Below are 26404 nucleotides of genomic sequence, written 5' to 3'. Positions count from 1 at the left end.
CAGCTTTTTTATAGAACCATGTGAGTTGTTCGCGCAATTAGCTCGTCCTGAACATTGGGCGCCAGTGTTACAAAATAGGCACTGTAGCCGGCCACCCGGACAATCAGATCTTTATGCTCCTCGGGGTGTTTCTGAGCTTCTTTCAGAAGTTCCTGGTCCACAACGTTAAATTGGATTTGTTTCCCGCCCTCAGAGAGATAGGTGCGAATCATCATGCTGAGTTTGCTCATATCCTCCTCGTTCTGCAGTGCAGAAGGATGGAGCTTCATGTTCAGAAGCAGGGACTGAAGCTTTTTCTGAGGAATTTTCAGCGCACTGTTCAGCATGGCGGTTGGACCGTGTGTATCCATGCCCTGGATGGGGGAAGCGGCCCCGTCAGCCAGATATTTTCCGGCATAGCGGCCATCCGGCGTTGCTCCGCACAGACGTCCGCCGGGATCATGGGAGGTGATGGAGATGCCTGCAACACAGAATTTTGCAATTTTCCCATCCGGGCCAACACGGTAGCTGTCAATCTGGCACCCTGCATCCGCCAAGCGGCTATAGATATCACTGACAACAGCGTCTGTTTCCTCGTTGTCATTTCCGTATTTTGGAACGGCAAGGCACATGTTCCGAATCGCTTGATTCCGCTCCCCTTCCCAGTTTGCGTCCAAAGCGTTCAGCAGTTCATCCATTGTCAGGACCTTGTCATCAAATACCAGCTTTTTGATCACTGCTACGGAATCACCGACGTTAATAGTACCAATCCCGATATTCATAGTGGGACCGATTCCATACGGAAGCTGACGGTCTTTCCCGATTTTCCCGATCTTGACGCCGTCAGAGAACAGAGAGATGGGGAATGGATCCTGCATATGTTTGTGAGCGGTTAAATAGCGCAGCCGGTAGTCTTGTGCAAAATACTCCATGAAGTAAGTCATGTGCTCAATCATTTTTTCCCGGAACTCTTCATAAGTCTTCATTCCGCGCACGTCGCCGGTATGAGGGCCAATCTGCTGCTTGAGCATAGGACTGTAGCCGTCATGCATAAAAGTATCAAACGCCAGGGCGTTAACCATCATAGAGAATACCATTCCCCAGCCTTCTGGAACAGTGACATCAACGCAGCCGATGATATAGTAGTCCCGGGCTACCTCCAACGGAACTCCCTTTTTCACTAAGTTTCCGATATAGCACTCATCGCTAATAAAGGAGGGCATACCGATACCGGTTTTAACCAATTCAAGGCTCTTCATCATCAGGGCCTCTGGTGTTTTATCACTGACACGGACATGCAGAGTGTGATGAGGTGTAGGACAGCGATATGCTGCCTCTAAGAACAAATAGCTCAGCTCATTGGTCACATCATTTCCATCCCGATCGACGCCGCCCAATGTTGCACTATTCCAACGGGCCTGGCCGGACCACTTCAGACGGCTCTGACCGCCGGAAGTGTTCTTCATCTGCATGAATTTGGTGCGGTACAGCTCCAGATACTCCAGAACGGTCTCGTCATCGATGATACCGGCCTGGATATCTGCCTTGTAGTAGGGATACAGATACTGGTCCATACGGCCCAGCGGAGTGGTGGTCTGGCAACTGATCATCAGGAAGATAAACCACTGGAACTGCATCGCCTGCTTAAAAGTCTTGGCAGGATACTGAGGGACTACGCGGCAGTTTTCCGCCATTTCCCGCAGCTCAGCCTTGCGCTTTTCGTCCTTGGCCTCGTCAGCCAGCTGGTCACACAGATCCGCATAGCGGTTTGCCCAGCGAATGACCGCCTCGTTGATGATGATAAAGGACTTCAGCAGATTGATTCTGTCCACATCCTCGTCGGTGCGGATGCTTAGTGCGGTGTACTTTCCAAGTTCCTCCTTGGCTTCGTCGATGATAGCCTGAAGTCCCTTGCCAATCACATACCCATAGTCGATTTGATAGGTGTCCGCCTCAGGCAGGATAGCCATGCCGTTACAGGCGTAGCCCATGCCGGCAGCCTCTTCCAGGGTGTTGTTAACCGGAAGCAGATAGCCGCTTCTCTTCCAGGCCCACATCTCATCGTCATAGAGTTCATACAGCTTATATTCCGGGATAATCTTGTGCCAATATTCGGTCAGCTCATACATCTTGCTGGCGTCTTCATCGGAGATGGCATACTCCTCGCCACGCAGCGATTCGATGCCCTCCTTCTGCCAAGTTCCCTTGGTCCAGAAGTCCGCTTCCACCGCCATGGGCTTAGAGGCCGGCGCGCCGGCAATCAGATCGCCATCCAGCAGGTAGATGGGAATGTGCTCCATCATATAGGCCTGAGCATTGGCCATGCGGATGGGGTCCGCTTCGCCCTCGTGCTCCTGATAGGCCTTGGTAAACAGCGATGCCTTTTCCACACTGAACACCACTTCCGGCTTGCGCACGCGGTCATAAATAGCCTTCACGCGAGGCGTCATGGTACGGCTTTTTTGTTCATTCAAACTCATAATTACCCTTCTTTGCAATAAATTTCAAATCACGCAGGCAGCGCCCGCTATGGTAAGGTTTCTTGTTTAAAACAGATTGAAAATCCCCAGCAGGGCGAGCACGGTGCCAAGGACTGCGGCCAAAAGCGCTACGGCCAGCATCTTGGTGGTAATCTCCTTTCGGACGGTATCATCCGTACAGCCAGTCAGATGCAGGGCTCCGCCGGTAGACAGCGGGCTGATTGCGCTCATAGAGACGGACACAACAATACAAGTAAACATGGCCAGCGGTGTAACATTTGCTAGAGCGGCCAGACTGTCGACCAGGGGGAACAACGCAAACTTGAATGCGGTACCGTCCACAAAAATGGTCAGTAGGCCACCAATTAGCATGATGCTGGGACAGACCAGCCAGCTGGGGATCTTGGACAGACCGTCAATCAAGGTCTCCTGAACGCCCATAGCAGAGGCAAGCCCACATAGCGTACAGGCACCGCAGATGGTAAGAATCAGGCTCCATGGAACATCGTTTTTGATTACCTCAATGGGGTCGGCCAGCTTGAAGAGGGAGCAGATCACAATACCCACAGTGAAAATCATGCGTACATCTATATAGGTCGTGATCCAGAGAGTGATCGGATTGGGCAGGAAGTTCTGAATGATTGGCGGCACCATCATCAAAACGATAGTGGCCAGCAGGAACCATAGAGACTTCTTCTGCTCGTTCGTAAAAGGCTCCGGCCGCTCCAGCAGCACATCGCCCTTCTTGGATGCTCGCCAAGGTTTGGTGATCAGATAGAGGATTGCAAAGAGGACAAGACCCTCAATAAACATGAAAGCGTTGATACGGTACACGGCATCGACACCGGTTCCCAGACCGACAAACTCCTCTGCCTGGCCAATCTCGGCTGCAGAGTCGCCCACCCAGGGCCATCTGCAGCCGGCCTGGAGTCCTGTATAGATGGCCACCACGCACAGAACCGGGTTGATCCCCATGTTGGCTGCGACAGAGAACGCGATAGATGAGGTAATAACGGGGCCACCATACTTACCGCAGTTTAGTGCATTCAGTACATAGGCCATTAAGTACAGTAAAAACGGGACCAGCCAAGTCCGCCCGCCAGACAGCCGCATGACCCGGACTGCAATGCCACGCATGGCACCTGACTTGTTGAGAAATCCGATGTACGCAGTGGCAAAAATCATAATCCACATCATGGAAGTGGGCCAGTAGCCAATCAAATCGTTATTTGACAGGCCATAGACCAGCCGGCCGACCACAAAGGCCACTGCCAGACAGAAAAAGCCCACATGATTGCCGAGCTTTTTGGCAATCAACACGGATCCGATAATCATTGCGAAGTAAAGAATAACGGTTAACATGGATGCACCTTCTCTTTTCTACGTTGTTTTCGGGCCTTCCGCCCATAATCTCAGATTCCAGGGCTTGCAGATATTCTCTTTGGTCCTGGTTTGTTCCCCCCTTCTGTAGACCAAAAACGTTGTTGTAGAAGTCATCCGACTTTTCAAGGGGATTGTAGCAATCTTTGTTTAAAATGTAAAACACCTCTTTACTCTACATCCGCAACCAAAAGGTTGAAACTGTCTTCTGAAAAGAAAGTATCTTTACTCAGAAACCGATTATTCCCATTGACATCTCAACGGATTCTGAGTAGACTGAAGTCACTTTGTAGGGGGAGGTGTGTTCGTGACATTTCAAAACCTGTACTACTTCATTGAAGCCGCAAGGGATCTGAATTTCAGCAAAACCGCAGAGAGGTTGTTTGTGTCGCCGCAGTCCATCTCAAAACACATCGGAAAACTAGAAGAGCACTACTCAGTCAAGCTTTTTACACGCAGGCCTGACCTCCAACTGACGGAGGCGGGTCAGCTGATTGCAACAAAAGCGGAGCAAATCTTCAGCATTGAAAAAGACATCAACAGGAAACTAGCGCAGATGAAACTCCAAAACCCCACTGCCATCCAGATGAAGTGCAACTTGACAAAGGCGACTGTATTTCTCCCCACGATTCTGAAGCTCTACGCGGAGCAGTATCCCGGAACTCAGATCTTCTGCGATGACAGCCGGACAGACGAGCTGGGCGATACTCATATCCAGAGCGAATTACTGAATCACTCCATCCATTTTTACGTTGGGGAACAGATCCCTGTGGAAAGCGAGGATATCATTCAGCGTCTCCTCTTCCGTGACCGCAACCTCTTTGCGGTGTCAAAGCAGAAATACCACGAATACTTCCAAGATAACACAGGGTTGCTGAACAAGTCCCTCGAAGGTGTCTCTCCATCCGACTTTGGAGATCTGACGTTTTTGCTGCAAGAGGACAGCCGTATTCCCAGCACACATGCATATTTTTTGCACAATGCGGGCGGCCTGAAGCGAGAGAACTGCATAATCTACAACCATGTCCCCCTCAACATGATGCTGAGCATGTGCCGAAAAAATATGGGGGTCATTCTGTTGTCCGAGCTCTTGCTGTACTATTATGTGTCCATCCAGAATCACACATTGGACGATTTGTACCTTTTCAACGCCTCCATCAACGGGATCCCCTACTATCGCAATCTGTATCTCTGCTACAGCCGCGATGTCACAAAGCTCGACCAGGCCGTTTCTGATTTTCCCGCTATCATACAAGAGGAATTTCAGCATATCCAAACCCATATCGAACAAGAACTGAAAATTTGTGCCGGCTGTATTTAAGGGTATTTTTGTGCCGCGGCAGGCTAAAGCAGCTTTAGGGGGCCAACTCTATGTTATATTCCATTGGGGACCTCTCGGATATCTTGGGAATTACAACAAGTGCGATCCGCTTTTTGGAGTCAAAAGATATCATTCACCCCCATAAGGATCCGGCGGGGTACCGCCTCTATGACCTGCAGGACATTTTTCGCCTGCTCTCCTACAATAAATACAAAAATATGAAAATCCCGCTGAAGGAGATCAGCAGACAGTTCAGCGGCGCTGAAAATGACCGGCATCTGATCTATTCCCGCATCAAAGCGGCATCCCAGGAGGCGCAGCGAAAGGCACAGTATTATGCCGACTTGGTATGTTCCATTGATGAATACTTGGATGACATTGAATCAATTGACCGGCTATTGAATCGATATGAATTCGAACGGTCGCCAGAATGGCTTTTCCTCAGCGATTCGGAGACCGGTTGGCTGTCAGCCAACCGGCACCAACGCGGGATTATCAGGCCCTGGGTCGATGCCATGCCCCTCGTTCACCTGTCGGCAATCAGCCAATACCCCTCCCGTACCTCCCAACTCGGGTATCTGATCCGGGCAGAGAAGGCCAACCAGCGCCAGCTGCCGTGCAACGATACCGTACAGAGGATTGGGGGCCTTCCCTCCCTCCACACGATCAGGATTGCCAAGCAGGACTTTCCTGCCGACCCGAACGAAGTGTTTAGCGTACCATTGCTCTACGCGGAAAGCAGGGGGTTTCATATCGCTGGGCCCATGGTTGCCAACATTATTCTGGTCGAGACCGCTCCAGATACCATGAAGGTATATGTGGATCTGTGGGTGCCGATTCAATAGCGTAATTTTGTATAGAATCCTGTCTTGCAGCAAAAGCTGCTTTATCGTTTATAATGGGGCCACCAAAAGAAAAAGGGGAGACATCCACTATGAACGAGCAACATAAGGTGTTATTCCAGCCGATTCAAATCGGCTCCTGCCTGATTAAAAACCGCTTTGCTATGGCGCCCATGGGCCCCCTGGGTCTGGCAGACGCGGAAGGTGGCTTTAACCAGCGAGGGATTGACTACTATACAGAGCGCGCGAAAGGTGGGACTGGACTGATCATTACCGGTGTCACCTTTGTAGACAATGAGGTCGAGGAACACGGAATGCCCAACTGTCCCTGTTCCACACACAACCCCGTCCATTTCATTCGCACCGCCCGGGAGATGACGGAGCGCATCCACGCCTACGGATCCAAGATCTTTCTTCAGATGTCCGGCGGCTTCGGCCGGGTCACTATCCCTACTAACCTGGGGGAGTTCCCGCCTGTCGCCCCCTCCCCCATCCAGCACCGTTGGCTGGACAAGACCTGCCGCGCACTGACCGTTGATGAGATTCACTCCATTGTGAAGCGCTTCGGAGACGGCGCCTATAACGCCAAACGTGCCGGCTTTGACGGCGTGCAGATCCACGCTGTCCACGAGGGTTACTTGATTGACCAGTTCGCCATCGCCCTGTTCAATCAGCGGACAGATGAATACGGTGGCAGCCTAGAAAACCGTCTGCGGTTTGCCCGGGAGATCGTGGAGGAGATCAAGTCCCGCTGCGGTCAGGATTTCCCGGTCACGCTGCGCTACAGCCCTAAGAGCTTTATCAAGGAGCTACGGGTCGGAGCCTTGCCCGGTGAGGAGTTTGTAGAAAAGGGCCGTGACCTGGAGGAGGGTGTAGAGGCCGCCAAATTGTTGGTCTCCTACGGTTATGACGCCCTTGATACCGATGTGGGCAGCTATGATGCATGGTGGTGGAGCCATCCCCCCATGTATCAGGAAAAGGGCTTGTACCGCCCCTACTGCAAGTTGATGAAAGAGACCGTCTCCGTTCCCATCATCTGCGCCGGCCGCATGGATGACCCGGATATGGCCTCCCAGGCGATTATAAACGGTACCTGCGACATGGTCAGCTTAGGGCGGCCCCTTCTGGCAGATCCCGACTACTGCAACAAACTGCGCAGCGGTCGCATGGATGAGATTCGTCCCTGTATCTCCTGCCAGGAGGGCTGTATGGGACGCATTCAGGAGTATTCCGCCCTGAATTGTGCCGTTAATCCCCAAGCCTGCCGCGAGCGCTATACGGCCTATACGCCAATCCTGAAGCCCAAAAAAGTCATGGTGATTGGCGGCGGCGTGGCTGGTTGCGAAGCTGCTAGGGTGCTGGCTATTCGCGGACATAAGCCGGAAGTTTTTGAGGCGAAGTCCTACCTGGGCGGAAATCTGATTCCCGGTGGTGCGCCAGGCTTTAAGAAAGACGATATTGCATTGGCCGACTGGTTTACTCGTCAGTTAGAATTGTTAGAGGTTCCGGTTCATTGTAATGCCCTTGTAACAACTGAAATGGTTATCAAAGGACATTACGATGCAGTAATCTGTGCCACCGGCTCCCAGCCCAAAATGTTCTCTTTGGGAGATGATTCCAGGGTATATTCCGCCGCAGATGTGCTGACAGGAAAAAAGGACCCAGGCCAGACTGTGGTCGTGGTCGGTGGCGGGCTAGTTGGCTGCGAGACAGCTCTCTGGCTCGCGCAGAACGGCAAAACCGTGAAAATCGTAGAGGCGCTGGATAAGTTGCTTGCGCTCAACGGCCCACTCTGCCACGCCAACAGCGAAATGTTGGAGCGTCTCATTCCCTTCCATGGGATTGAGACCATCGTAAACGCAAAGGTTTCCTCTTATCAAAATGGAAAGCTAATACTTCAGAGTAGAGGCGATACGATTAATCTGTCTTGCGACAGCGTAGTTCTTGCCGTCGGCTATAAGGAAAATAATGATTTGTATCAATCTCTGGAGTTTGATATCCCTGAGTTGTACTGTCTGGGCGATTCCAAGAAAGTGTCCAACATCATGTATGCCATCTGGGACGCGTTTGAAGTAGCAAATCACATTTGAAATAATAAAAAATAACCCCCTGTGTAGTCTACCTTTCTACACAGGGGGCCTTTTATCTAATGTCTATCTATGCTGAAAGAAGTTTGCCTTAGTGGAGTTTAATTATTATAGTGCAACATCTGGTGTTCTATATTACTTTACAAACTCCATCATAGAACTCCCGGACGACCTGAAGGTCCACAGTCCTGTTGTGGATCGGCAGGGCATCCCAGACGATATCGTGGTACCGTTCCGGTGGGTCATCTCGGAGACGCCGGTCGATGATGGAGATGATGCCAGTATCCGTTTCATTTCGGATCAGGCGGCCGATACCCTGCTTGAGGTGGATGATCATCTCCGGCACGCTGACCTCCATCAGGGGATCAGTCGCAATCGACGCCTTATAGTCAATGACCGGATCGGGCACCGGAAAGGGTAAGCGGAAGATTATCACATGGGAGAGGCTTTTACCTTCGATGCTGATCCCCTCCCAGTAAGCGCCGGTGCCCAGGAGTACGGAATTTGCGTCCTCTCTGAACTCTCTCAGAACTTTTTCTTGGGAGGCACCACTTTGTTGAATCAGAATCTTATAAGGAAGGTCACGGCCTTGAAGCGCTGCATAGACATCCTCCATATCAGTCTTTGCAGTAAAAAGCACCAGCGCCATGCCATGAGAGATCTCCAGAAGCTGGATCAGGCGCTCCACCCCCTGTTGGATGAACTCCTCGCGCTCTTTGGTGGGATGGGGCAGGTCATTGCAGTAGTAAATGAGGGCATGCTCATCGTAAAGATAGGGGGAGGGCTTTGGCTCCGCAAGCATTCCGGCATCTCCTAATGGAAAGCCGGTACTCCGAACAAAATAGGAGTATTGCTCTTCTAGCTCGCCATCCTGCGTGTTAGTCAGGGTAGCTGAGGTCAGGATCGTCTGTATCGAGGCGCTGAAAAACAGGTTGTTGATGATGGTGCTGGTATCCTTTGGGCACCATGTCAGCTGCGTATATGGGCCTCTGCGCTCCAGCCACACGAGCTGTTCCTCCCAAGAGGTAGCAAGGACGTAAAATGACTCCGCAAGGATCTCCAGGTCATCGACGGACACCCTGTTCCGGTTTCGGCGTCTCATGTCGGCATAGATCTGGATGCTGTCAGAGAGCTCCACCAATGACTGAGATGCTTTTTGGACCAATGCGGCAGTATGTACGTGCTCCCGCAAGAAGAGACGTTCGGAATCGCGTACAGTGCGGTCCGCACCGTCGATCTGCTGCTGCATTTGATCGCTCAGATGTCGGTACAGAGCTTTTATATCGTGCACTGTGCTGGAAATTTTTCCGGCAACATATTGTCGCTCTGTGGGCCAAATCGCTTTCTCAGCCGCATAGATGGTTTTAATGATCTGCCTCTGCCAACATTGAGTGGTAGTGGCGCTCCGCACCTTTTCCTCCAGGTGATGTGCCTCATCTATAACGACCAGCTTGACTTCATTGTTTAACAGCCCATCTTGCCCCTGATTCCGGAGGAGCAGGTGTGCGGACAGGAGATCCTGGTTGCAGACGATGACTCCGCGGGTATAGCGTAGGGCAATACGCATATTGTAATATTGGCAATCGTCGGCATACTTACAGGTAGCGCACTCTGATTTGCTGAAGCGGGTGATATTGATCTTATCCCAGACTGCGTCAGGAATATGCTGTGTAAAGGAACGCCGGTCCTGATGGCCGGCTCGGATGTCACTTATGATTTGGGCCTGAGCACTACCGTCAACAGACTGGAAATACTCACTCGCGCGTCGGAGACAAAGATAGTGGTTCTTCCCCTTCGCCAAAATGAGGTCTGGTTCAATGCGCAGCCATTTCTTCAGCCGCTCCACATCGCTCAGAAGCTGCTCCTGCAAGGCAATGGTTGACGTTGCGATCACGACTGGAGAAAAGGTTTTGGCATTGTAAAGCAAAATGGGCACCAGATAGGCAAAACTTTTTCCTATCCCAACGCCAGCCTCAATCACAACATGACTGCCGCTTTTAATCGCGTCCAGCACGTCGAAGGCCATGTCCTGCTGTCCCTCTCGCTGCTGAATGCCAAGCCGGGGAGTGTCATCCCAGAAGAATTTTGTGACGCTTTCGCTGATATCATATATCTTAGAGGCTAAATTCCTCTTTTTGTCTGCTGATGGATCAAATGCCGATATATAGCTCAATTGGTATCCGTCTCCTGTTCCATGTCCAACTTTTTTAGATGATGCATATTGTTCTCGTGACACACGACCGTCTTGTATTATTGCTTTTCTTAATAATAGTGCAGAATGAGGAAATGTCAATAAACAACTAAGACCTAATCAAGCTGGAGTTTCCAATTAGATTGTAATGAGTTATAGAAATCGACCCCTACTTTGTAGAGGACGATTTCTATTTTATACTGTTACATTTTTTACATTTTTTAGAAAATCAGAACGGGGAACATATGGCAGGTCAAGTCGAAGCCCCATACGGTTGAGTTCATTTAACTTGATGAGCACCAAATTAACATTTGTTCCCATTATTGAGGAAAGCTGAACCACATCATACCCGTGACCTGCAAGCTCAAGCAATTCCTCACTGTCGATACGCAAGTGGGCTGCAAAGGCATTGGCCTCATACTCCATCTCGCTCCGCATATCAAACAGGGTGAATTCCTGGAGCCCCATTCTGCTCTTGGCTTTCTCCCTATGAAAAATATCATGACCGATCTCATGTCCACAGACCATTTGAACTGTAATGTAATCCATGTTGGAGTTCAGCAGAATATGTCTCTCCTTATGCTGGTAACTATACATTCCCAGCAACTCCTTAAAAGTATCAATTTGGTGTATATAAATGCCGATCTTACCGGCGATTCGCAGGGTATCCCGCGTTCCACAGCGCCTTACAAGTTCATTCGCTTTATGATAGATCGTTTCTGCCTTTTGCAGCATAGACGTTCCACCCCCAAAAGCACAAAGGTTTCCTTGCATCACAAATCATATATGGGTCACTGTCCCATAATCAGGATTTTTTAAATTTTTTTGGTGTATATTTTTGCACGTTCCTTGCTTTTGACTCCCAATAAATGTCCTGTAACGCTTTCATCACAGCATCTTTATCTTCTTCGGACAAAGTGCCGCCAGCACACAGGCCGGAAAATCCATCAATCACAGCTTGGGCCTGTGATGCTCCGTGAGCGCCATATCGTTCAGCGGCATTGACCACAAATTCTTCATCTTCTGTCAAGAGGTAGTTTGTTTCAACATTGAGGGCATTTGCAAGGGCTGCGTAGGTTTCTCTTTTTCGGGGGTAACTTTCCCCTTTTTCATAGCTGACGATAGTACGGAGCGCAACATGAGTTATTTCCGCAAGCTGCTTCTGTGTATAGCCTATATTGAGTCTTGCGGCTCGTACTTTTTCAGCAAACTTCATTATACTACCTCCAACTAATATGCAACTAATTACACATTCTATATTGACATATGCAGCCAAATTGCCTATAATATGGAATGTGAACTTGACCTGCGCATATATTACAACGAGTTGCACATCGTGTCAAGATTATTATTTCTTTTTGTCGAAATTCGTTTTTATGAAAATAAGGGTACAAATGATGAGTTATTTATCCCGAAGTGACATTGAAAAAATAGCAACCCAGGTTTTCAATGACTACAAGCATTTACCTCAGTTTGTAGACCGGCAAGTTGATCGTGTTGACCCTGAAATCCTCGCATGTGAGCTTTGCGGCCTCCACATTGACTATTTCCATCTATCAAAAGACGGGCTGACCCTCGGAATGACCGCATTTAAGGAGGTTGGCGTTGAACTCTACGATGATAGTGGACAGCCCTGCTTCTACTACCTTGATGGAAGAACTCTCCTAATAGAAACTGACTTAAAGAAGAATCCAGCTCTGTGCGGAAGATATCACTTTACTTTGGCGCACGAAACAGCCCACCAGATTTTAGCCAGCTTATATTCGACTAATAGATTGCTTCAAAATCGTGTTGTCTATTATCAGGGGCGTAGTCCGCAATTTCCAATCCGCGATTGGGATGAGTGGCAAGCTGATAATTTAGCGTCTGCTCTCCTGCTCCCCTCTGAGATCGTACTTGGGGCGCTCCGCAAATTTAACTTAGAGTACGGTATTGATATATTGAACAAGATATACCGGCCAAAGGAATACAGAAAGTTTTGTAAAATAGCGGAACTTCTTGGTGTTTCGAAACAGGCTATGGCTATTAGGCTGAAAAGGCTCGGCCTGCTGAGAAAGGGTTATTTGCACAACCCCTATGCGCTGGCCGATATTGAAATGGAGGATGATAACTGATGGCCCAACCTATCAATGTTGCCGTGAGGTGCCCTAAATGTAATTGGCGCGTGATGGACAAGATATCACCTACTACAGGAAAAATTGAGATCAAGTGCCCCCGCTGTCATAGGGTCGTGGAGGTCGATCTGGCCCTGCGCCGGAAGATATTATACCGGAAGGCAGGGTAGTTTCGTATATTAAACACGAAGCGGGAAGTGACAACAGAATAAGGTCTAAGTGTACCGAGCAACGGGTCATCGTACCGTAAGGTAGATAGTCACCAAATGGCCGGACATTAGGAATGTGAGGGGACGTACCCCTCTATTTCCTAATGCCCGGCCATTTTTTGGTTGCCGCTCCAGAAATGGAGTAGGGAATGGATCTGTTTGCTTGGCAGGCGGCGCTCTGCCGCTATCCGTGATCTCCTTGAATTTTTGACTTTCAAAAATTCAAGGAGATCACAAATGAAAACTACATATTTAGTTTATAAACAGGTGAATGGTGTCCGTCAGCTTGTCGTGGCAACACCGGCGGAATGGGATGCTATTTTGAAAGAAAACCGGGGATTGCCCGCCGAGCGGCGTCGGTACTTTATAAAAGACTGTTTTGCGGATGGGGATGAACTGGATTGTATGTATATCGAAATGACCGCAGTCGAATACCGGGAGTGGAACAGCAAAAACACAGTTGCACAGCGGAAGCGGAAAGCTGGTTCGATCTACTCAGTTTTATCCTTGGACGCCGGTGTGCCAGAAGCCGGACTTGAATCGCTACACGAAAGCGTCCCCTCGGCCTTTGATCTCGAAGGGCTTGCTGCTGACCACCTTCTGATTGAAGAACTGAAGACAGCCCTGCGTAAATGGAAGCCCTGGGCAGAGGACTTGCTGGAACTCTATTTGTCTGGTGCGAAACGCTCCTGCACAAACGGTCTGTGCGAGAGGTACAAACTTAGTGATCGGGCTGTTCAAAAGAGGAAAGCGGCCTTTGAAAAATTTGTCTTAGATTTTTTAAAAAAATAAGTTCGGTTTGAGGCGTTGAAAGTTGTAGTAGGGGGGTGAGAGGGCCGCAGGCCCCTCAATGCTCCTTGATAACCGAATACCCATTCGTCAAGTACATCAGTTCCGATGTGTGAAAGCATGAGCTACCACAACAGGGTACGCCACGAGGCCCGGACTGCTGGAAATCATGACCCGTTGAAAATAAGGTCTGCGAAAACATCCAGTTTTTCCGGGATGAGCGAGAACTCCCTTTGTAAGTGCCGGGTTGCCCCCGGCATGGCAATGACAGTCGGAATGACAATGGTACTCCCGCCCAGCCACAGTCTCAAACAATGGGGGCGGCTCTGTCAGAACGACAGTTGGGGTGAAACTCCCGTGAGGTGGTGAGCAGGCCACCGCTTGACGACTTCCCAGGCTTCAGCCTGCACACGGGGTGTCGAGGACAAATAGTGTGCATTACATATCTGACCGCCAACACGGAGACGGCCAATCGCCAGCTATGATAATAAGAGACTCTGAATGGATTGGCGGTCAGATGTGTTTTGCACGCTACCTGGGAAGTAGTTGGGTATTTGGCTGCAAGGGCAAATCACATAAAGGTGAGGTGTCCTTATGAATAGAGAACTGCCAGATGAAGTGCTGCGCGGCCAGATGTACTATGCTGATTTAGATCCGGTGATTGGCTCTGAACAGGGTGGCAACCGCCCCGTCCTTGTAATCCAGAACAACATAGGGAATCGCCACAGCCCGACCATCATCATTGCCCCCATCACGACCAGGGTGAAGAAACTCCATCAGCCGACCCATATCGGTGTCCCTCCATACTTTGGCCTGCCCCAAAACTCTATGGTTATGCTGGAGCAGATCAGAACGATTGATAAGAGCAGGCTGGGCAGCTATGTAGGCTGCTTCGACGATGATGTGATGGACTATGTTGACGAGGCCCTTGGCATCAGCGTCGGCCTGCATGATCTTGCTGGGAAGGAACAGAAGCCGTATGCCGATGAGTCACATGATGAGATGCACGGCGAAATGGTGCTGACTCTTTGTGGCACCTGCCTTAGACAGTTCATCTGTTCACCCGAACATATTGTGAGGCGGATTAACCACGCACAAGCTAAAGAACCTTGTATGTACTGCCACGTCCGGGACGGCTACGATTACCGTATCATTCACAAGAAAAAACACCTGGGCGATGACAGGTATTAAGGAGGCACGAGGTATGACTGATGAATTGATGGAGCAGCGCATGGCAGAACTCAACGCCCGCAACACAGAAAAAGCGCCTGCTTTTGACAGCGAAAAAAGGGCCTACTCCGTGGACGATATTATGGCTATGTTGGATATTAGCCGCTCATCTGCGTACATTCTAATCAAAAAGAACCTCTTTCGGAGCTTTAAGATTGGAAAACAACTCCGAATCTCTAAAGCAAGTTTTGACGAGTGGTTGGACAAAGGTTGATTGTCAACAGTACGATTTTAAGTTGGTCTGAACAATCGCACATTTGAGATAAAAATGTCTCCCCGGTACAATGCAGTCAAGGCAAGTGCCTTGGCTGCATTGGCAGGCTCATCAAGTCGGCATAGGGAGGTATTTAACGGAATATGAACGATAAAATTATGGAACAGCGTATACTGGAACACAATGCTCGAAACGCAGAAATGGTTCCAGTACATATCAAAGAAAAACGAGCCTACTCCGTGGGTGACATTATGGCTATGTTGGATATTAGCCGTTCGTCCGCATACATCCTAATTAAAAAGGACTTCTTTCGAAGTCATAAGATTGGAAATCAGATTCGCATCTCGAAGGTTAGTTTTGATGAGTGGCTGGATGGTGTATCTCCCACTCCACGCGATATTTGACTTCAGCTATTACAAAATCTACATAGGAGGAATATCTGTTATGGGAAAAACCAGCATCTCTGTCCCCGAAATGCAGAGGCTGCTCGGTATGAAAAAGGTCGAGGCATATTGGCTCGTAAAACAGGGACGCTTCAAGGTTATTCTTGTCGGCGGCAAAATGCGGATCATGCTGGACAGCTTTGAGGAATGGTACGGCAGTCAATTCCGCTACAAAAAGGTCAACGGGCCGGAACCAGGACAACTACTCCCTGCGTCTCTGACCGTCCCGGAGACGGCTGGCATCCTCGGGCTGAACCCTGGCTCCATCTATGAGCTGATAAAGAACCATGCACCCTTTGAGACGTTCAAGGTCGATGGGCAAACTCGCATTCTAAAGGAAAACTTTGAGACGTGGTATCAAGGACAGTCCCATTATAAGAAACGAGAGGACGCGGCACCGCAAGAGCTGTTGGACGCAACCCTTTCGGTGAGCGACGTGGCAAAACTGCTGGGCATACACCGAAACAGCGTTTATAACATGGTGAACAAGCGAGATTTGTTTGTCACAGTGAAAGTGAATGACAAGATCCGCATTTATAAGGACAGCTTTGAAGCGTGGTATAAGTCCCAAAATCGCCATACCATAGTTGCCAGCTGAAAGGAGGAACAACCGTGGCGTCAATTATCAAACGTAAAACCAAATATTCCGTTGTTTATACCTATACGGACAGCAATGGCGCCAAGCGCCAAAAATGGGAAACCTGCGGCTCCCATGCGGAAGCCAAGAAGCGAAAAGCGGAAATTGAGCATCAGCTAGACACCGGAGTGTTCATCCCGCCCAGTGCCGACACCCTATCCGATTTTCTGGACGAATATGTATCCCTCTATGGTGTCAACACATGGGCCCCCTCTACCTTTGATGGACATACGGCGCTGATCAGCAACTACATCAAGCCCATCATCGGAGATGTGAAGCTGGATGACATCAGCCCCAGAATGATAACTAAATTCTATAAAGACCTCCAAACCGTGAAAGCAGTTCCCCGGTACGGGCAGCCCGAGGGGGAACTTATCTCCCCAAATACGATACGGGAGATACACAAACTCCTGCGGAATGCGTTCAATCAGGCGGTAAAGTGGGAGCTGATGGCAAGGAATCCTGTTCAGAATGCCACCGTTCCCAAAGCCGAGAAGCATGAGCGGAATATTTGGGACGCTCAAACACTGATGAAAGCGTTATCCCTCTGCGATGACCCATTCCTCGCCCTGGCGATCAATTTGGCCTTTGCCTGTTCCTTGCGAATGGGGGAACTGCTGGGCCTGACATGGAGCTGTGTGGATATTAGCCAGGACAGCATAGACCATGACTGCGCCTATATCTATATCGACAAAGAACTTCAGCGGATCTCTAGGGAATCACTGGCACAGATCGGGGAAAAAGGTATCATGTTTAAGTTTCCCACGATGCGAGGGTGCAATTCCACTGTACTGGCCCTGAAAGAGCCGAAAACCAAGACAAGTGTGCGGAAGGTATTTCTGCCCAGGGCGGTAGCGGAAATGCTGGTAGAGCGCAGAAAAACGATTGATGAACTGAAAGAATTGCTGGGGGATGAATATAGAGATTATGACCTTGTATTCGCCAGTACCCAGGGGACCCCTACCGAAGCAAATTACATCAACCGGGCCTTTGACAAACTCATCACGGAAAATAATCTCCCCAAAGTGGTATTTCATAGTCTCAGGCACACCAGCACGACCTACAAACTTAAACTCAGCGGTGGCGACATTAAAGCTGTTCAGGGTGACACCGGGCACGCACAGGCCACAATGGTCATGGAACGGTATGCCCATATCTTAGACGATGACCGCCGTGTAAACGCCGCAAGATTCCAGAAAGAGTTTTATGGGGGTGGCAGCACAGCGGAAACCGCAGCGGTGACTGAGTCTCCCGTGGAACAGCAGCCCCCGGCACCAGACCCGCTTCAAAACCTTGACGCAGCAGCCAAACAGCAGTTGCTTCTCAAACTCCTTACAGAATCCCCGGATATGGCGGCGCTTTTGACAGCCCTTGCAGGAAGAAGCGCATAATAGAGACGGACAGGAATGAGTACCATTCCTGTCCGCTTTTACATAGTTGTGTTCGGCGCTCTTTGATTGCCCGGAAAGCTAATTTGTGGTATAATATGGACATAAAATCTGTTGCTAATACGAGGGGGTGTCGCTTATGGCATTGGAGAATAAGCTGGGTATCACCGACTCCACTGAACTGGCAAAGGCGGAGGAACGGATCAGCAAGACAAAAGCACTGGAGATGTTTCAGCAGGGTCTGCTGGACACATTTGAAGTCGGTACGTTCCGGGGACTTTCCCAAATCCATAAATATCTGTTTGATAAAATATACGACGTTGCGGGACAGGTTCGCACAGTGAACATCGCCAAGGGCGGTTTCCGTTTTGTCCCTGTCCTCTATCTTACCTCGGCCCTGGAAAACATCAGCAGGATGCCGCAATCCACGTTTGATGAGATCATCGCAAAGTATGTTGAAATGAACGTGGCCCATCCTTTTCGTGAAGGAAACGGACGTAGCACCCGCTTATGGCTGGACGCTATCTTGAAGAAAGAACTGCGTCAGGTCGTGGACTGGAGCAAGGTAGACAAAGACGACTACCTGTTGGCGATGGAGCGCAGCCCAATCAAGGACACCGAGATCAAGCTGCTCCTAAAGGCCGCTCTAACCGATCAAATCAATGATCGTGAGGTTTATATGAAAGGCGTGGATGCCAGTTACCGCTATGAGGGCTACAACACCTACAAGACCGGCGACATTTGAATTGAACTGGTTGCCTTTGGTGTTGCAAAGATGAGAGGTATTGAACGCTGAACCGTCAAGCGATTTTTCGCCCGCTTGCTAATTGCTTGCTAATTTGGACCCTAAAAAACAACCGAAATTAGCAAAATGTGATGGGATTTATTGAGGAGTGAAACCTGAAAAAATCCAGTAATATCAATGGTTTTCAGTCGATGATGATTTCTGATGAACAGCGTCCGGAGCCTTCTCCTAAGCGGTAGGTCGGAGGTTCGACTCCTCTCGGGCGTGCCACGTCGGAGCAAGCGCCATATCGCTTGCTCCGACTTTTTTAAAGTCAGAGCGCACTCATTCTGCTGTTTCTCGCTTCCAAACCGGACTCACTTCGTTGGGCGCTGGTTTGGTGCCGCCCTGCGGGCGGCTATTTTTCCTTTATGACAGAAATATCGGTTTAACCGCCCTTGCACGGCGGGGCAAGTGCCGTATCGCCTGCGCGGTCTTTTTGTGCCCTTGCCCCAAAAGACGGCATCCGTCCAGTCCCTCACACCAACATTCATGTGACCGTTTATTAATATTGACGCGTCCCCTTTTCAAAGCCGGTAGCCGCATCTCTCTTTATCGTATCAGTGTCCGGGGGCAGTACGCCGCCCCTGCCAGCAGGAGAGAGCGCTGGATTACAGAAGACCCCGCTCCTGACAGAAAGCCATAATATCCCCCACATAGTCCTCCCTGCACTTAATGGGAAGGTCAACATGGTCCACCCCCTGGTGGAGTACCAGCTTGGAGCCTTTCAGGGCCCTGAGAGTGCGGAGCATCAGTTCGGGGCTGCTGATGTTGTCCTCGGTCCCGCCCATCATAATGGTGGGGACAGTGATGCGGCCCAGCACCTGGGCAAGCTCCTCCTCTGTCTGAACTTTTGCAAAGGGTTTCCGGGGATTGAGAACAGCGGACTGGGCGGGCATGTTGGTCCAAAACTCCACAGTCTGCTCTACCGCTTTTTTGGCCTCTCCGCCGATGACGGGGTCAGACTCCAGAGGAACAAACGCCTTGGCACAGTAAGAGGCCTGCTTTTCCGCATAGGGGACCCAGGTCTCCCGGCTTTTCGCTGCGTTGATGGTGTCCATGCGGGCAGAGCCGGTTGGCTTGCCGTCCTTGAGATGGGGACCACTCCCGCTGGCAAAAAAGCCCCGCAGGCGGTCCGGGTGGTTCATGCACAGATGCCAGCCAATGCCGGCACCGTGGGAGTGGCCGGTGTAAAAAAATTTTTCTATCCCCATGGCATCGGCAAAATCCACTACGTCCTGAGCCCATACGTCATACCAGTCGTCTCCCAGGTCCTCTGTGACCATGGAGGAGGGGGCATAGCCCCGAATTCGGATGATGAAGGCATGAAAGCCGCAGCGGTCCGCCAGATCCTTGGTATAGTAGATATGGCTGTTGACAAACTGCTGCGCCTGGATGAGATAGCGGTCTCCCCGACCGAATTCTTCATAGTAGAGTGAAACATGGTTCAGATTCAGAATGGGCATAAAAGGTTCCTCCTCAGTTTGCAGATTGACGTTTTCCCTCGATTTGATGATCTGGATAGGGCCAGGGCCGCATGGGAATGCGGCGGCGGCAGTGGCTCATTCGCTCCATGTTGGATTCTACAACAAGGCTGAGACGCTGGCCGTTGAAACGGCAGTAAAATGTATTGTAGTCCATCCAATCTGTGGAGCGGACCTGAAAGATGAAGCAGAAATCAGAGGCCCAGCCGCCGCTGACCCAGTGCCGGACCGGACCCGTGTGAAACATCATGTTCAGCCGTTCGTTTTCCCTGGGCATGGAAAGAAAGGCATCATTGGCGATCCAATCCCCATGGAGACCGACCTGAAGAGTACAGGATTCCTGATCCGTTTCCAGGGAAATATGGGGCTGTCCCTCCCGCAGGGACAGAGAGAGGGTGCGCAGATGCCAGGGGTTCTCCTCCAGCACATAGACGCAGCCGTAGTAGTCGTCCAGAAAGCTGGGCTGTGCCGCTGTGCGCGGAGCGCAGGACCAATGGGACAGATAGGACTTGAGACGGGCGGATTCTCCATGGTCGGGGACGGCTTGGGGCTGTATGGCTGAATAGAGGGTATCCCAGAGGACGGCAGGGATCAGACCGCTGTCCTCCTCAATGGCGTTGCAGACGATGGCCATTTCCTTGTCCGGGAACAGAAAACCGAACTGACTGCGGCCGCCGTCCAGGCGGGCTCCCTCCCGGGCGTTGCGCCAGAGCTGGAAGCCGTAGCCTGCCAGCTGGTCGCTGTGCATGAAGGAGATAGAGGAGCAGCGCCGGGTAGGGACCTGGAAGGAGACAGCTGCCCGCACCAGTCGGGCGTCCAGCAGCTGTTGTCCATTCCAATTGCCCTCCTGAAGATAGAACAGGGAGAGCTTGGCGAAACCTTCCGCAGTACACATGGTGCGGGAGCCCTCCAGCTCCCCGCGCTGGGTCTGTTCCACAGTGCAGTAGATGCCCAGGGGCTCCAGAAAGCGGGGGAGCAGGAAGTCCAGATAGTTGATGCCGGAGACTTTCTTCACGATCAGGCCCAAGATGTGGGGGACACCGTTGTTGTAGAGAAAATGGGTGCCGGGTTCAAAGTCCAGAGGCTCCTCCAGAAAGGCGCGGACGCTGTTGGTGCTGTTGAGCACCGGTCGGAAGGTGTCCCGATCATGGCCGGTGGTCATGGTCAGGAGATGGTAGACGGTGATGGATTCCATCCTGGGGGTGACTGTTTCGGGCAGATCTTCCGGAAAAAGCTGAGTCAGGCGTGTCTTCAGTGAGACTAGTCCTTCCTGAATGGCGAACAGAACAGCTAGGCCGGTGAGGGCCTTGGCAGCGGAATAGATGCGCCGGGGGGTGTCGCCCTGATAGGGACGGCGGTTGGCCCCCAGCAGTTGAAAGCCGTTGCGGAAGATGTACAGACTGTGGAGATCGACATCCAGGCGGTCCAGCTCGGTCAGAAACTGCAGGATCGCACCGCTGGGAACGCCCTGGGAATCAGGGGAGGCGGTATGGAAGCGGCCTTCCAAATAGGGGACATAGTGCAAGGTGGTCCCCCTCCTTTCTGCGGCTGTCCGTCGTTAACCGACCAGACGAAAGCCGCCTAGAATTGCGACAAAAACAAGAACTGCGGAAAAAATGGGGGCGAGGATGGTCTGCTGCCGGATCAGCCTGCGGCGGAGGGACTCATCACTGCAGCCGGTGAGCACGGCGGCGCCCCCCTGGGAAAAGGGGCTGATGCTGCTGGCGGTCAGGCCCATCTGCATCCCGCAGTAAATGGTCCCCACTGGCATACCGGAGGCAGAGGACAGGGCGGAAAGCAGAGGAAGCATCATGGGAACCACCACGCCGCCTGAGACGAAAAAGCTGAGCACACACATGACCAGCACTACCCCAGGCAGGATCCAATGGGCGGGGATGGTGTTCTGGAGCAGATCGGACAGATAGCTGACGACCCCCATGGAGTTGGCCAGGGCCATGTACATGCCGGTCAGGGAGAGCATCAGCAGGGTGTCCCAGGGGATACGCGTCTGAACCACGCGGTGATAATCCGCAGTTTTCAGAAGCACGTTCAGCGTGATGCCGATGACCGCAAGAAACTGAAAGCTGCAGTAGGTGCTGATCCACTGGGTCACAGGATTGGGGAACAGCAGCTGGGCTGCGGCAGGCACCACGATCATAGCGATGATGCCGAGGATGATAAAGAGAGTCTGCCGCTGCCCAGTATCAAACGGGGCCGGTCTGGTGAGAGAGACCGCCGAGGATCTGACCCGCCAGCCCCTCAGGAGAACAAACATTGCCACATACAGAATGGTGTAAAATATTCCGCGGAAGGTAAAGAAGTCCACCACATATCCCGAGGAAGTGGAGAGATCGAAGTAGATCTCCAGCTGTCCCACATTGGTAGCATACCCGGAGGTCCAGGGCATGCTGCCACCCACCATGGAGGAGGTCCAGAGCGCCACGGATACCAGGAGCGGATCGATGCCCGCCTGGAGAGCCAAACTGAAGCAGATGGCAGACATGAAGAAGGGAGCGGCCCCACCAGCACCCAGACCGGCCACAATGGCGGACACGCCGAAAAACAACAGACCCAGAAGCCAGCCTGCCCCCCGGCAGGAGTAGAGCAGATGCTCCGCCACTTTTTTCAGTGTCCCGTTTTCCTGGGCAAAGCCGAAGAGAAATGTGGCCACCATAAAGTTAAAAAACAGGGGCACTGGAAAGAGGGCGACCACGCCGCCGGGGGTCAGACCGCCTGCTGTGGTGCCTAGCAGAAAGGCAAAGCTGAGCGAGATCAGGCCAATGTTGATGTTCAGCCTGGTCCCCAGGATTAGGGCAAGCACGATAAAAACAAAAAACAGGATCGTATTGAGCAAGCTTACATCCCCTTTCGCTCCAGCATCCGATACAAGGTGGCGCGGCTGATGCCCAGCAGTTCGGCGGCCCGGAGCTTGTTGCCGCCGCTGAGGGCCAGGGCTTCCTCCAGCGTATAGCGGCTGCGGAGGCTCCCACCGGCGGCGGAAAGCCCCCTGTTTTCCTGAATATAGGTCTCCACCAGCTCCGGACCGATCTCATCGGAGTCGCTGATGACGCTGACCCGGCGCACCATGTTCTGGAGTTCCCGGATGTTTCCGGGCCAGTCATAACGGAGCATGGCGGCTTTGGCTTGGCTGCTGAAGCGGAGATAGCGTCCCGCCCGCTCCGAGGTCTCGGAGAGAAAGGCGTCGGCCAGCAGGATAATGTCCCCCTGGCGCTGGCGCAGAGACGGGATACACAGTCCCAGCACATTGATGCGGAAGTACAGATCTGCCCGGAAGGTGCCCTCCCGGACCATAGAGACCAAATCACGGTTGGTGGCAGCAATAATGCGGATGTCAATGGGAATGGGAGTCTCAGCACCAATGCGGCGGATGCTGTGCTCCTGCAGGACACGCAGCAGCTTGCCCTGCATGGAGGGAGAGATCTCACCGATCTCATCCAGAAAAATAGTTCCGGTATGAGCACACTCGAACAGGCCCCGCTTGCCGTCCCGGCTGGCTCCGGTAAAGGCTCCCTTTACATAGCCGAACAACTCACTTTCCAGAATGCTTTCTGGGAGGGAGGCGCAGTTGACAGCCACAAATGGCATGTCCCGCCGGCGGCTGGCCCGATGAATTCCCTGAGCAAACATTTCCTTGCCTACACCCGTCTCACCCTGGATGAGCACAGTCTCGTCCACCTTGGAGTAGCGCAGGGCCAGCCTGAGCGCCTGCGTCATACAGGGGCTGTTCCCCAGAATGTGGTCAAAGGAATAGACAGCCTGATTTTCCTTGGTGGTGAGCGTACGGCGGATACTGACCTCGGAGCTCATGACCGTATTTACGTCCTGAAAGATGACCGACACACCCTCCAGCGTGCCGTCCCGCTTCCGCAGGATGGGCTCCGCATGGTAGAGAAAGATTCGGTCTTCCAGCTTGGCGATTTGATTAAGATAGGGACGGCGAGTAGAGATTACGTCAGCGATGCGGCTGAACTGGGGACAGACGTCATCCACAGAAAAGGCGACTGCATTGAGCTGGTCCAGCTTCAGATATTCGCTGGCCAGCCGATTCATCATCAGGATCTCACCCAGGCAGTCCACCGTAATGGCGGCATAGATGGAGGACTCCATCATGGGGGTCCCGGTCTCGGATTCATCCTGCCGCTTTTCCAGATAGGACTGGGCCAGAGAGATGGCCTTTCGGATCTCGGAATCCCGGGTCTTGATGAGTACAGTCGGGATCCCGTACTGCTTGGCGATCCTGGCCTGATAGTAGCCCCCCACCAGTACATCGATGTCCTGGACCTTCTCCAGCTCATGGGGGATCTTTTCCGGGGACACAGTAGGAAGCCATACCAGATCAATGGAGAGCAGGTCCCGGACATAAAACACATCCTTCAGAACTCGGCGGAAGCCAAAGATAGCGATGCGCTTTCCCAGCTTAGATGCCTCCAGCAGAGCGTCCATAACGTCCTCCGCCTGCAGATCCACCATAATTACGGGGACATCCACGCTCTGGCGCACGATTTTTGCAAACATGCCGAAGGCGATCAGAACTTTGGCGCCCTGGGCTACTTGGCTGCGGGATACCTCCTCAAGATCCTGGGTATTGGAGAGGACCACCTGGCAGTTGGCAGGGGATTCCCGCAAAATATTCTGGACCTTTTCGGCAGCCAGCAGGTCCGAGGCAATGAACGTAATGTCTGAGTGCATATCCCATCGCTCCTTTATTCGTTTCGGCGTTGCTCCGGGAGGGGGAGGACACACGCAGCTGAGCCGCCCCCGGGCCCGTGGGTGAAATATAACGATTATACCACAGCCCTGACCGAAATGCGGGGGAGCGAAACAGTCAGGCAGTCCTTTCCTGCTTTTCCAATCTGGACAAAATTACCACAGCCAGGGCAACGGCCAGGACCACAGGGACGACAAAGGCGGCAAAGCCCACACGGTAACCGAACACAGCGCACAGCACGCCGCCCACCGTGGAGGCCAGTGCAGAACCGATGTCCATGCCCAGGTAGTTGGTGGAATTTGCAGCGGCCTTCCGCTCCGCAGGAACGGTGCGCATAGAGATGGTCATCAGTACGGGAGAAATGCCATTCTGGCCGATTCCGATCAGGATACCGGAGATAATGAACCAGGTCAGATCCTGGGCAAAGGCGAGACACAGGAGGCCTGCAGAGAAGAACAGGCCTGCGGGGATCAGGGTGGCAATGGGTCCCTTCTTGTCGAGGAGAATGCCGAGGGCGGGGCGGGCGACCCAGCCCATGAGAGAGGCGGCGGTGGCAAACACGCCGATATTGGCGATCCCCAGCTCCTCCAGGGCAAAGGCAGCCATAAAGACGGTGATACCGGTCCGGGTGCCCTGAAAGGCCACATTGATGATCATGGGGGAGATGGCTTCCTTGGCAAACAGGTTGTTCAGCTTCAGGCCGCCGAACATGGACTGGCCGGGCAGGCGCGCTGGGACCTTGGTGGGGGCGGTGAAGCACACCAGCACCAGACCGAAGGCGGAGATGGCGGTAAAGACCAGCAGCATGGAGGCATAGCCCATGTACTCGGCCAGGGCAAAGGCCACAGGCTGGGAGACCGCAGAAGCGATCATCTGGGAAATCATGAAAAATCCCATGGCGGTCCCCAGATCCTCCCGGGGAACATACTCACTGACGATGACGGCGGTAATAGTGGAGATAAAAGTCCAGGATACGCCGTGGATAATTTTGGCCGGCACTGCAAAGGCGGAGTTGTCCATGCTCAGCGAATACATGAACACAGCCAGGGTCAGGGCCCCCACTGCAGCGATGTAGATCAGCTTTTTGTTGCCGCGGTCGGTAATAGGGGCAGAGAAGGGGCGGATGATGAAGGCGGCCCAGCTCATGGCGCTGGCAATGAGGCCGATAGTGGTCAGGTCCATGCCGGCCAGCCGCCAGCCTGCGCTGGTGACAGAGTTGGTCATAGAGTGGGTGATGCAGATGACCGTGTACGCCACAAAGAGCATAATAAAGTTCTTGTTGGCGATCTGGAAGAAGGTCTTCTTCTGCGGAACAGCATTACTCATTCAAATTTCCTCCCATTTTATAGTTTGTTTTGGAATTCCACAGATTAATACAAGCAAGTTCTGTGCCAACTTAATTTTATTAAAAATTACGGGAAAACGGCAGAAAAAAGGGGGTTTTTTAGAAATGATGCTGTCTCAAAAGTGTTTCATATCTGTCTCGCGATACAAAAAAGAGGACCATCAGCAAATTTGAAAGGCAGGAATATTTGGCTTGAACTGCCCGCTGCCCCGTACAGAAAAGAGAAGCTTGGTACCAGAGCAAAAAAATGCCCCCGCTGTGTACACAGCGGGGGCATTTCGGAGAGAACTTATTCAATGGCAATGCGGTTTTGAGTGGGCAGGGTCTGCTGGTCCTTCTTGGGCAGGGTCAGCATCAGGATGCCGCTGTCATATTTGGCATTGATCTCCTCGGGCTGCACATCGCCCACATAGAAGCTGCGGCTGCAAGTGCCGCTGTACCGCTCCTGGCGGATGTAGCGGCCCTCCTGGTCCTTCTGGTCCCGGTCCAAGCCCTTGGCAGCCTGAATGGTCAGATAGCCGTTTTGCAGCTCCACGCTGATCTCATCCTTCTGGAAGCCGGGCAGGTCGATATCCACCTCGTAGTGGTCCCCGGTCTCCTTCACGTCGGTCTTCATCAGATTCTTGGCGTGCTTGCCGTATAGGGGATTCCGGGCGCCGAACAGGCTCTTCTCCCAAGGCTCATCAAAGAATTCATCCAACAGGTTCTCACCAAAAATGCTAGGCAACATAAGTCATTCCTCCATTCGCGATCCTTAT

22 protein-coding genes are annotated in these 26404 nt (G+C 52.0%); 11 read left to right on the top strand and 11 right to left on the bottom strand.

Translation table 11 applies throughout. From position 1 onward, the window contains the following. Nucleotides 1-8: 8 nt before the first annotated feature. Both NE584_RS03800 and NE584_RS03795 read right to left on the bottom strand, forming a co-directional pair. Nucleotides 9-2459 carry a pyruvate formate lyase family protein gene (locus NE584_RS03800; RefSeq protein ID WP_256181839.1) on the bottom strand — a complete coding sequence of 817 codons (2451 nt, stop codon included), beginning with the start codon at nt 2457-2459 and terminating at the stop codon, nt 9-11. Nucleotides 2460-2525: 66 nt separating this feature from the next. Further along, nucleotides 2526-3794, bottom strand: a complete 1269-nt coding sequence (locus NE584_RS03795) for an SLC13 family permease (RefSeq protein ID WP_256181838.1) — start codon at nt 3792-3794, stop codon at nt 2526-2528. A gap of 352 nt (nt 3795-4146) precedes the next feature. Here NE584_RS03795 and NE584_RS03790 point away from each other — a divergent pair, with 352 nt between their 5' ends. The 3 genes from NE584_RS03790 (at nt 4147) to NE584_RS03780 (ending at nt 8092) form a co-directional block, all read left to right on the top strand. Beyond that, entirely contained in the window at nt 4147-5160 is a 1014-nt protein-coding gene (locus NE584_RS03790) for a LysR family transcriptional regulator (protein ID WP_256181837.1), read from the top strand. A gap of 50 nt (nt 5161-5210) precedes the next feature. Continuing rightward, nucleotides 5211-6005, top strand: a complete 795-nt coding sequence (locus NE584_RS03785; protein WP_050622430.1) for a MerR family transcriptional regulator — start codon at nt 5211-5213, stop codon at nt 6003-6005. An 89-nt stretch (nt 6006-6094) separates the two neighbouring features. Then, the gene (locus NE584_RS03780; RefSeq protein ID WP_050622431.1) at nt 6095-8092 is read left to right on the top strand and encodes an FAD-dependent oxidoreductase; all 1998 of its coding nucleotides are present in this window, start codon (nt 6095-6097) and stop codon (nt 8090-8092) included. Nucleotides 8093-8219: 127 nt separating this feature from the next. Here NE584_RS03780 and NE584_RS03775 read toward each other — a convergent pair whose 3' ends face one another. The 3 genes from NE584_RS03775 to NE584_RS03765 all read right to left on the bottom strand — a co-directional run bounded on the left by NE584_RS03775 (nt 8220) and on the right by NE584_RS03765 (nt 11496). Further along, entirely contained in the window at nt 8220-10262 is a 2043-nt protein-coding gene (locus NE584_RS03775) for an ATP-dependent DNA helicase (RefSeq protein WP_256181836.1), read from the bottom strand. A 213-nt stretch (nt 10263-10475) separates the two neighbouring features. Beyond that, nucleotides 10476-11015 carry an ImmA/IrrE family metallo-endopeptidase gene (locus tag NE584_RS03770; RefSeq protein WP_108980114.1) on the bottom strand — a complete coding sequence of 180 codons (540 nt, stop codon included), beginning with the start codon at nt 11013-11015 and terminating at the stop codon, nt 10476-10478. A 70-nt stretch (nt 11016-11085) separates the two neighbouring features. Beyond that, complete coding sequence (locus NE584_RS03765; RefSeq protein WP_256181834.1) at nt 11086-11496, bottom strand: helix-turn-helix domain-containing protein; 411 nt, start codon at nt 11494-11496, stop codon at nt 11086-11088. A gap of 178 nt (nt 11497-11674) precedes the next feature. Here NE584_RS03765 and NE584_RS03760 point away from each other — a divergent pair, with 178 nt between their 5' ends. The 8 genes from NE584_RS03760 to fic all read left to right on the top strand — a co-directional run bounded on the left by NE584_RS03760 (nt 11675) and on the right by fic (nt 18049). After that, nucleotides 11675-12394, top strand: a complete 720-nt coding sequence (locus tag NE584_RS03760) for an ImmA/IrrE family metallo-endopeptidase (RefSeq protein WP_170116202.1) — start codon at nt 11675-11677, stop codon at nt 12392-12394. 446 nt (nt 12395-12840) lie between these two features. Beyond that, a complete protein-coding gene (locus tag NE584_RS03755; RefSeq protein WP_256181833.1) occupies nt 12841-13395 on the top strand; it encodes a hypothetical protein in 555 nt (184 codons plus the stop codon). Between the two features lie 591 nt (nt 13396-13986). Then, nucleotides 13987-14583 (top strand): type II toxin-antitoxin system PemK/MazF family toxin, encoded by a 597-nt coding sequence (locus NE584_RS19660; RefSeq protein WP_276756271.1) that lies wholly within the window; start codon nt 13987-13989, stop codon nt 14581-14583. A gap of 25 nt (nt 14584-14608) precedes the next feature. Then, entirely contained in the window at nt 14609-14836 is a 228-nt protein-coding gene (locus NE584_RS03745; protein ID WP_050622569.1) for a helix-turn-helix domain-containing protein, read from the top strand. A 200-nt stretch (nt 14837-15036) separates the two neighbouring features. Then, nucleotides 15037-15240 carry a helix-turn-helix domain-containing protein gene (locus tag NE584_RS03740; RefSeq protein WP_170116241.1) on the top strand — a complete coding sequence of 68 codons (204 nt, stop codon included), beginning with the start codon at nt 15037-15039 and terminating at the stop codon, nt 15238-15240. Between the two features lie 40 nt (nt 15241-15280). Further along, nucleotides 15281-15877 (top strand): helix-turn-helix domain-containing protein, encoded by a 597-nt coding sequence (locus NE584_RS03735; protein WP_256181832.1) that lies wholly within the window; start codon nt 15281-15283, stop codon nt 15875-15877. Nucleotides 15878-15891: 14 nt separating this feature from the next. Continuing rightward, a complete protein-coding gene (locus NE584_RS03730) occupies nt 15892-17307 on the top strand; it encodes a tyrosine-type recombinase/integrase (protein ID WP_256181831.1) in 1416 nt (471 codons plus the stop codon). A gap of 136 nt (nt 17308-17443) precedes the next feature. Further along, nucleotides 17444-18049: a protein adenylyltransferase Fic gene (gene fic / locus NE584_RS03725; RefSeq protein ID WP_256181830.1), complete on the top strand. Its 606-nt coding sequence runs from the start codon at nt 17444-17446 to the stop codon at nt 18047-18049. A 650-nt stretch (nt 18050-18699) separates the two neighbouring features. On the opposite strand, the gene NE584_RS03720 is transcribed toward fic, so the two are convergent. The 6 genes from NE584_RS03720 to NE584_RS03695 form a co-directional block, all read right to left on the bottom strand. After that, a complete protein-coding gene (locus tag NE584_RS03720) occupies nt 18700-19554 on the bottom strand; it encodes an alpha/beta fold hydrolase (RefSeq protein WP_050622531.1) in 855 nt (284 codons plus the stop codon). Nucleotides 19555-19567: 13 nt separating this feature from the next. Continuing rightward, nucleotides 19568-21097 (bottom strand): serine hydrolase, encoded by a 1530-nt coding sequence (locus NE584_RS03715; protein ID WP_256181828.1) that lies wholly within the window; start codon nt 21095-21097, stop codon nt 19568-19570. A 33-nt stretch (nt 21098-21130) separates the two neighbouring features. Next, nucleotides 21131-22426: an SLC13 family permease gene (locus NE584_RS03710; RefSeq protein WP_256181827.1), complete on the bottom strand. Its 1296-nt coding sequence runs from the start codon at nt 22424-22426 to the stop codon at nt 21131-21133. 2 nt (nt 22427-22428) lie between these two features. Continuing rightward, nucleotides 22429-24282 carry a sigma 54-interacting transcriptional regulator gene (locus tag NE584_RS03705; protein ID WP_256181825.1) on the bottom strand — a complete coding sequence of 618 codons (1854 nt, stop codon included), beginning with the start codon at nt 24280-24282 and terminating at the stop codon, nt 22429-22431. A gap of 136 nt (nt 24283-24418) precedes the next feature. Further along, nucleotides 24419-25627 carry an MFS transporter gene (locus NE584_RS03700; protein WP_050622527.1) on the bottom strand — a complete coding sequence of 403 codons (1209 nt, stop codon included), beginning with the start codon at nt 25625-25627 and terminating at the stop codon, nt 24419-24421. Between the two features lie 308 nt (nt 25628-25935). Further along, complete coding sequence (locus tag NE584_RS03695; protein ID WP_050622526.1) at nt 25936-26376, bottom strand: Hsp20/alpha crystallin family protein; 441 nt, start codon at nt 26374-26376, stop codon at nt 25936-25938. Nucleotides 26377-26404: the final 28 nt, after the last annotated feature.

This window comes from Clostridium sp. DFI.5.61 (assembly GCF_024462915.1).
Taxonomy (GTDB): Bacteria; Bacillota; Clostridia; order Oscillospirales; family Oscillospiraceae; genus Lawsonibacter; species Lawsonibacter asaccharolyticus.
This window is presented reverse-complemented; position numbering and strand designations above follow the sequence as displayed.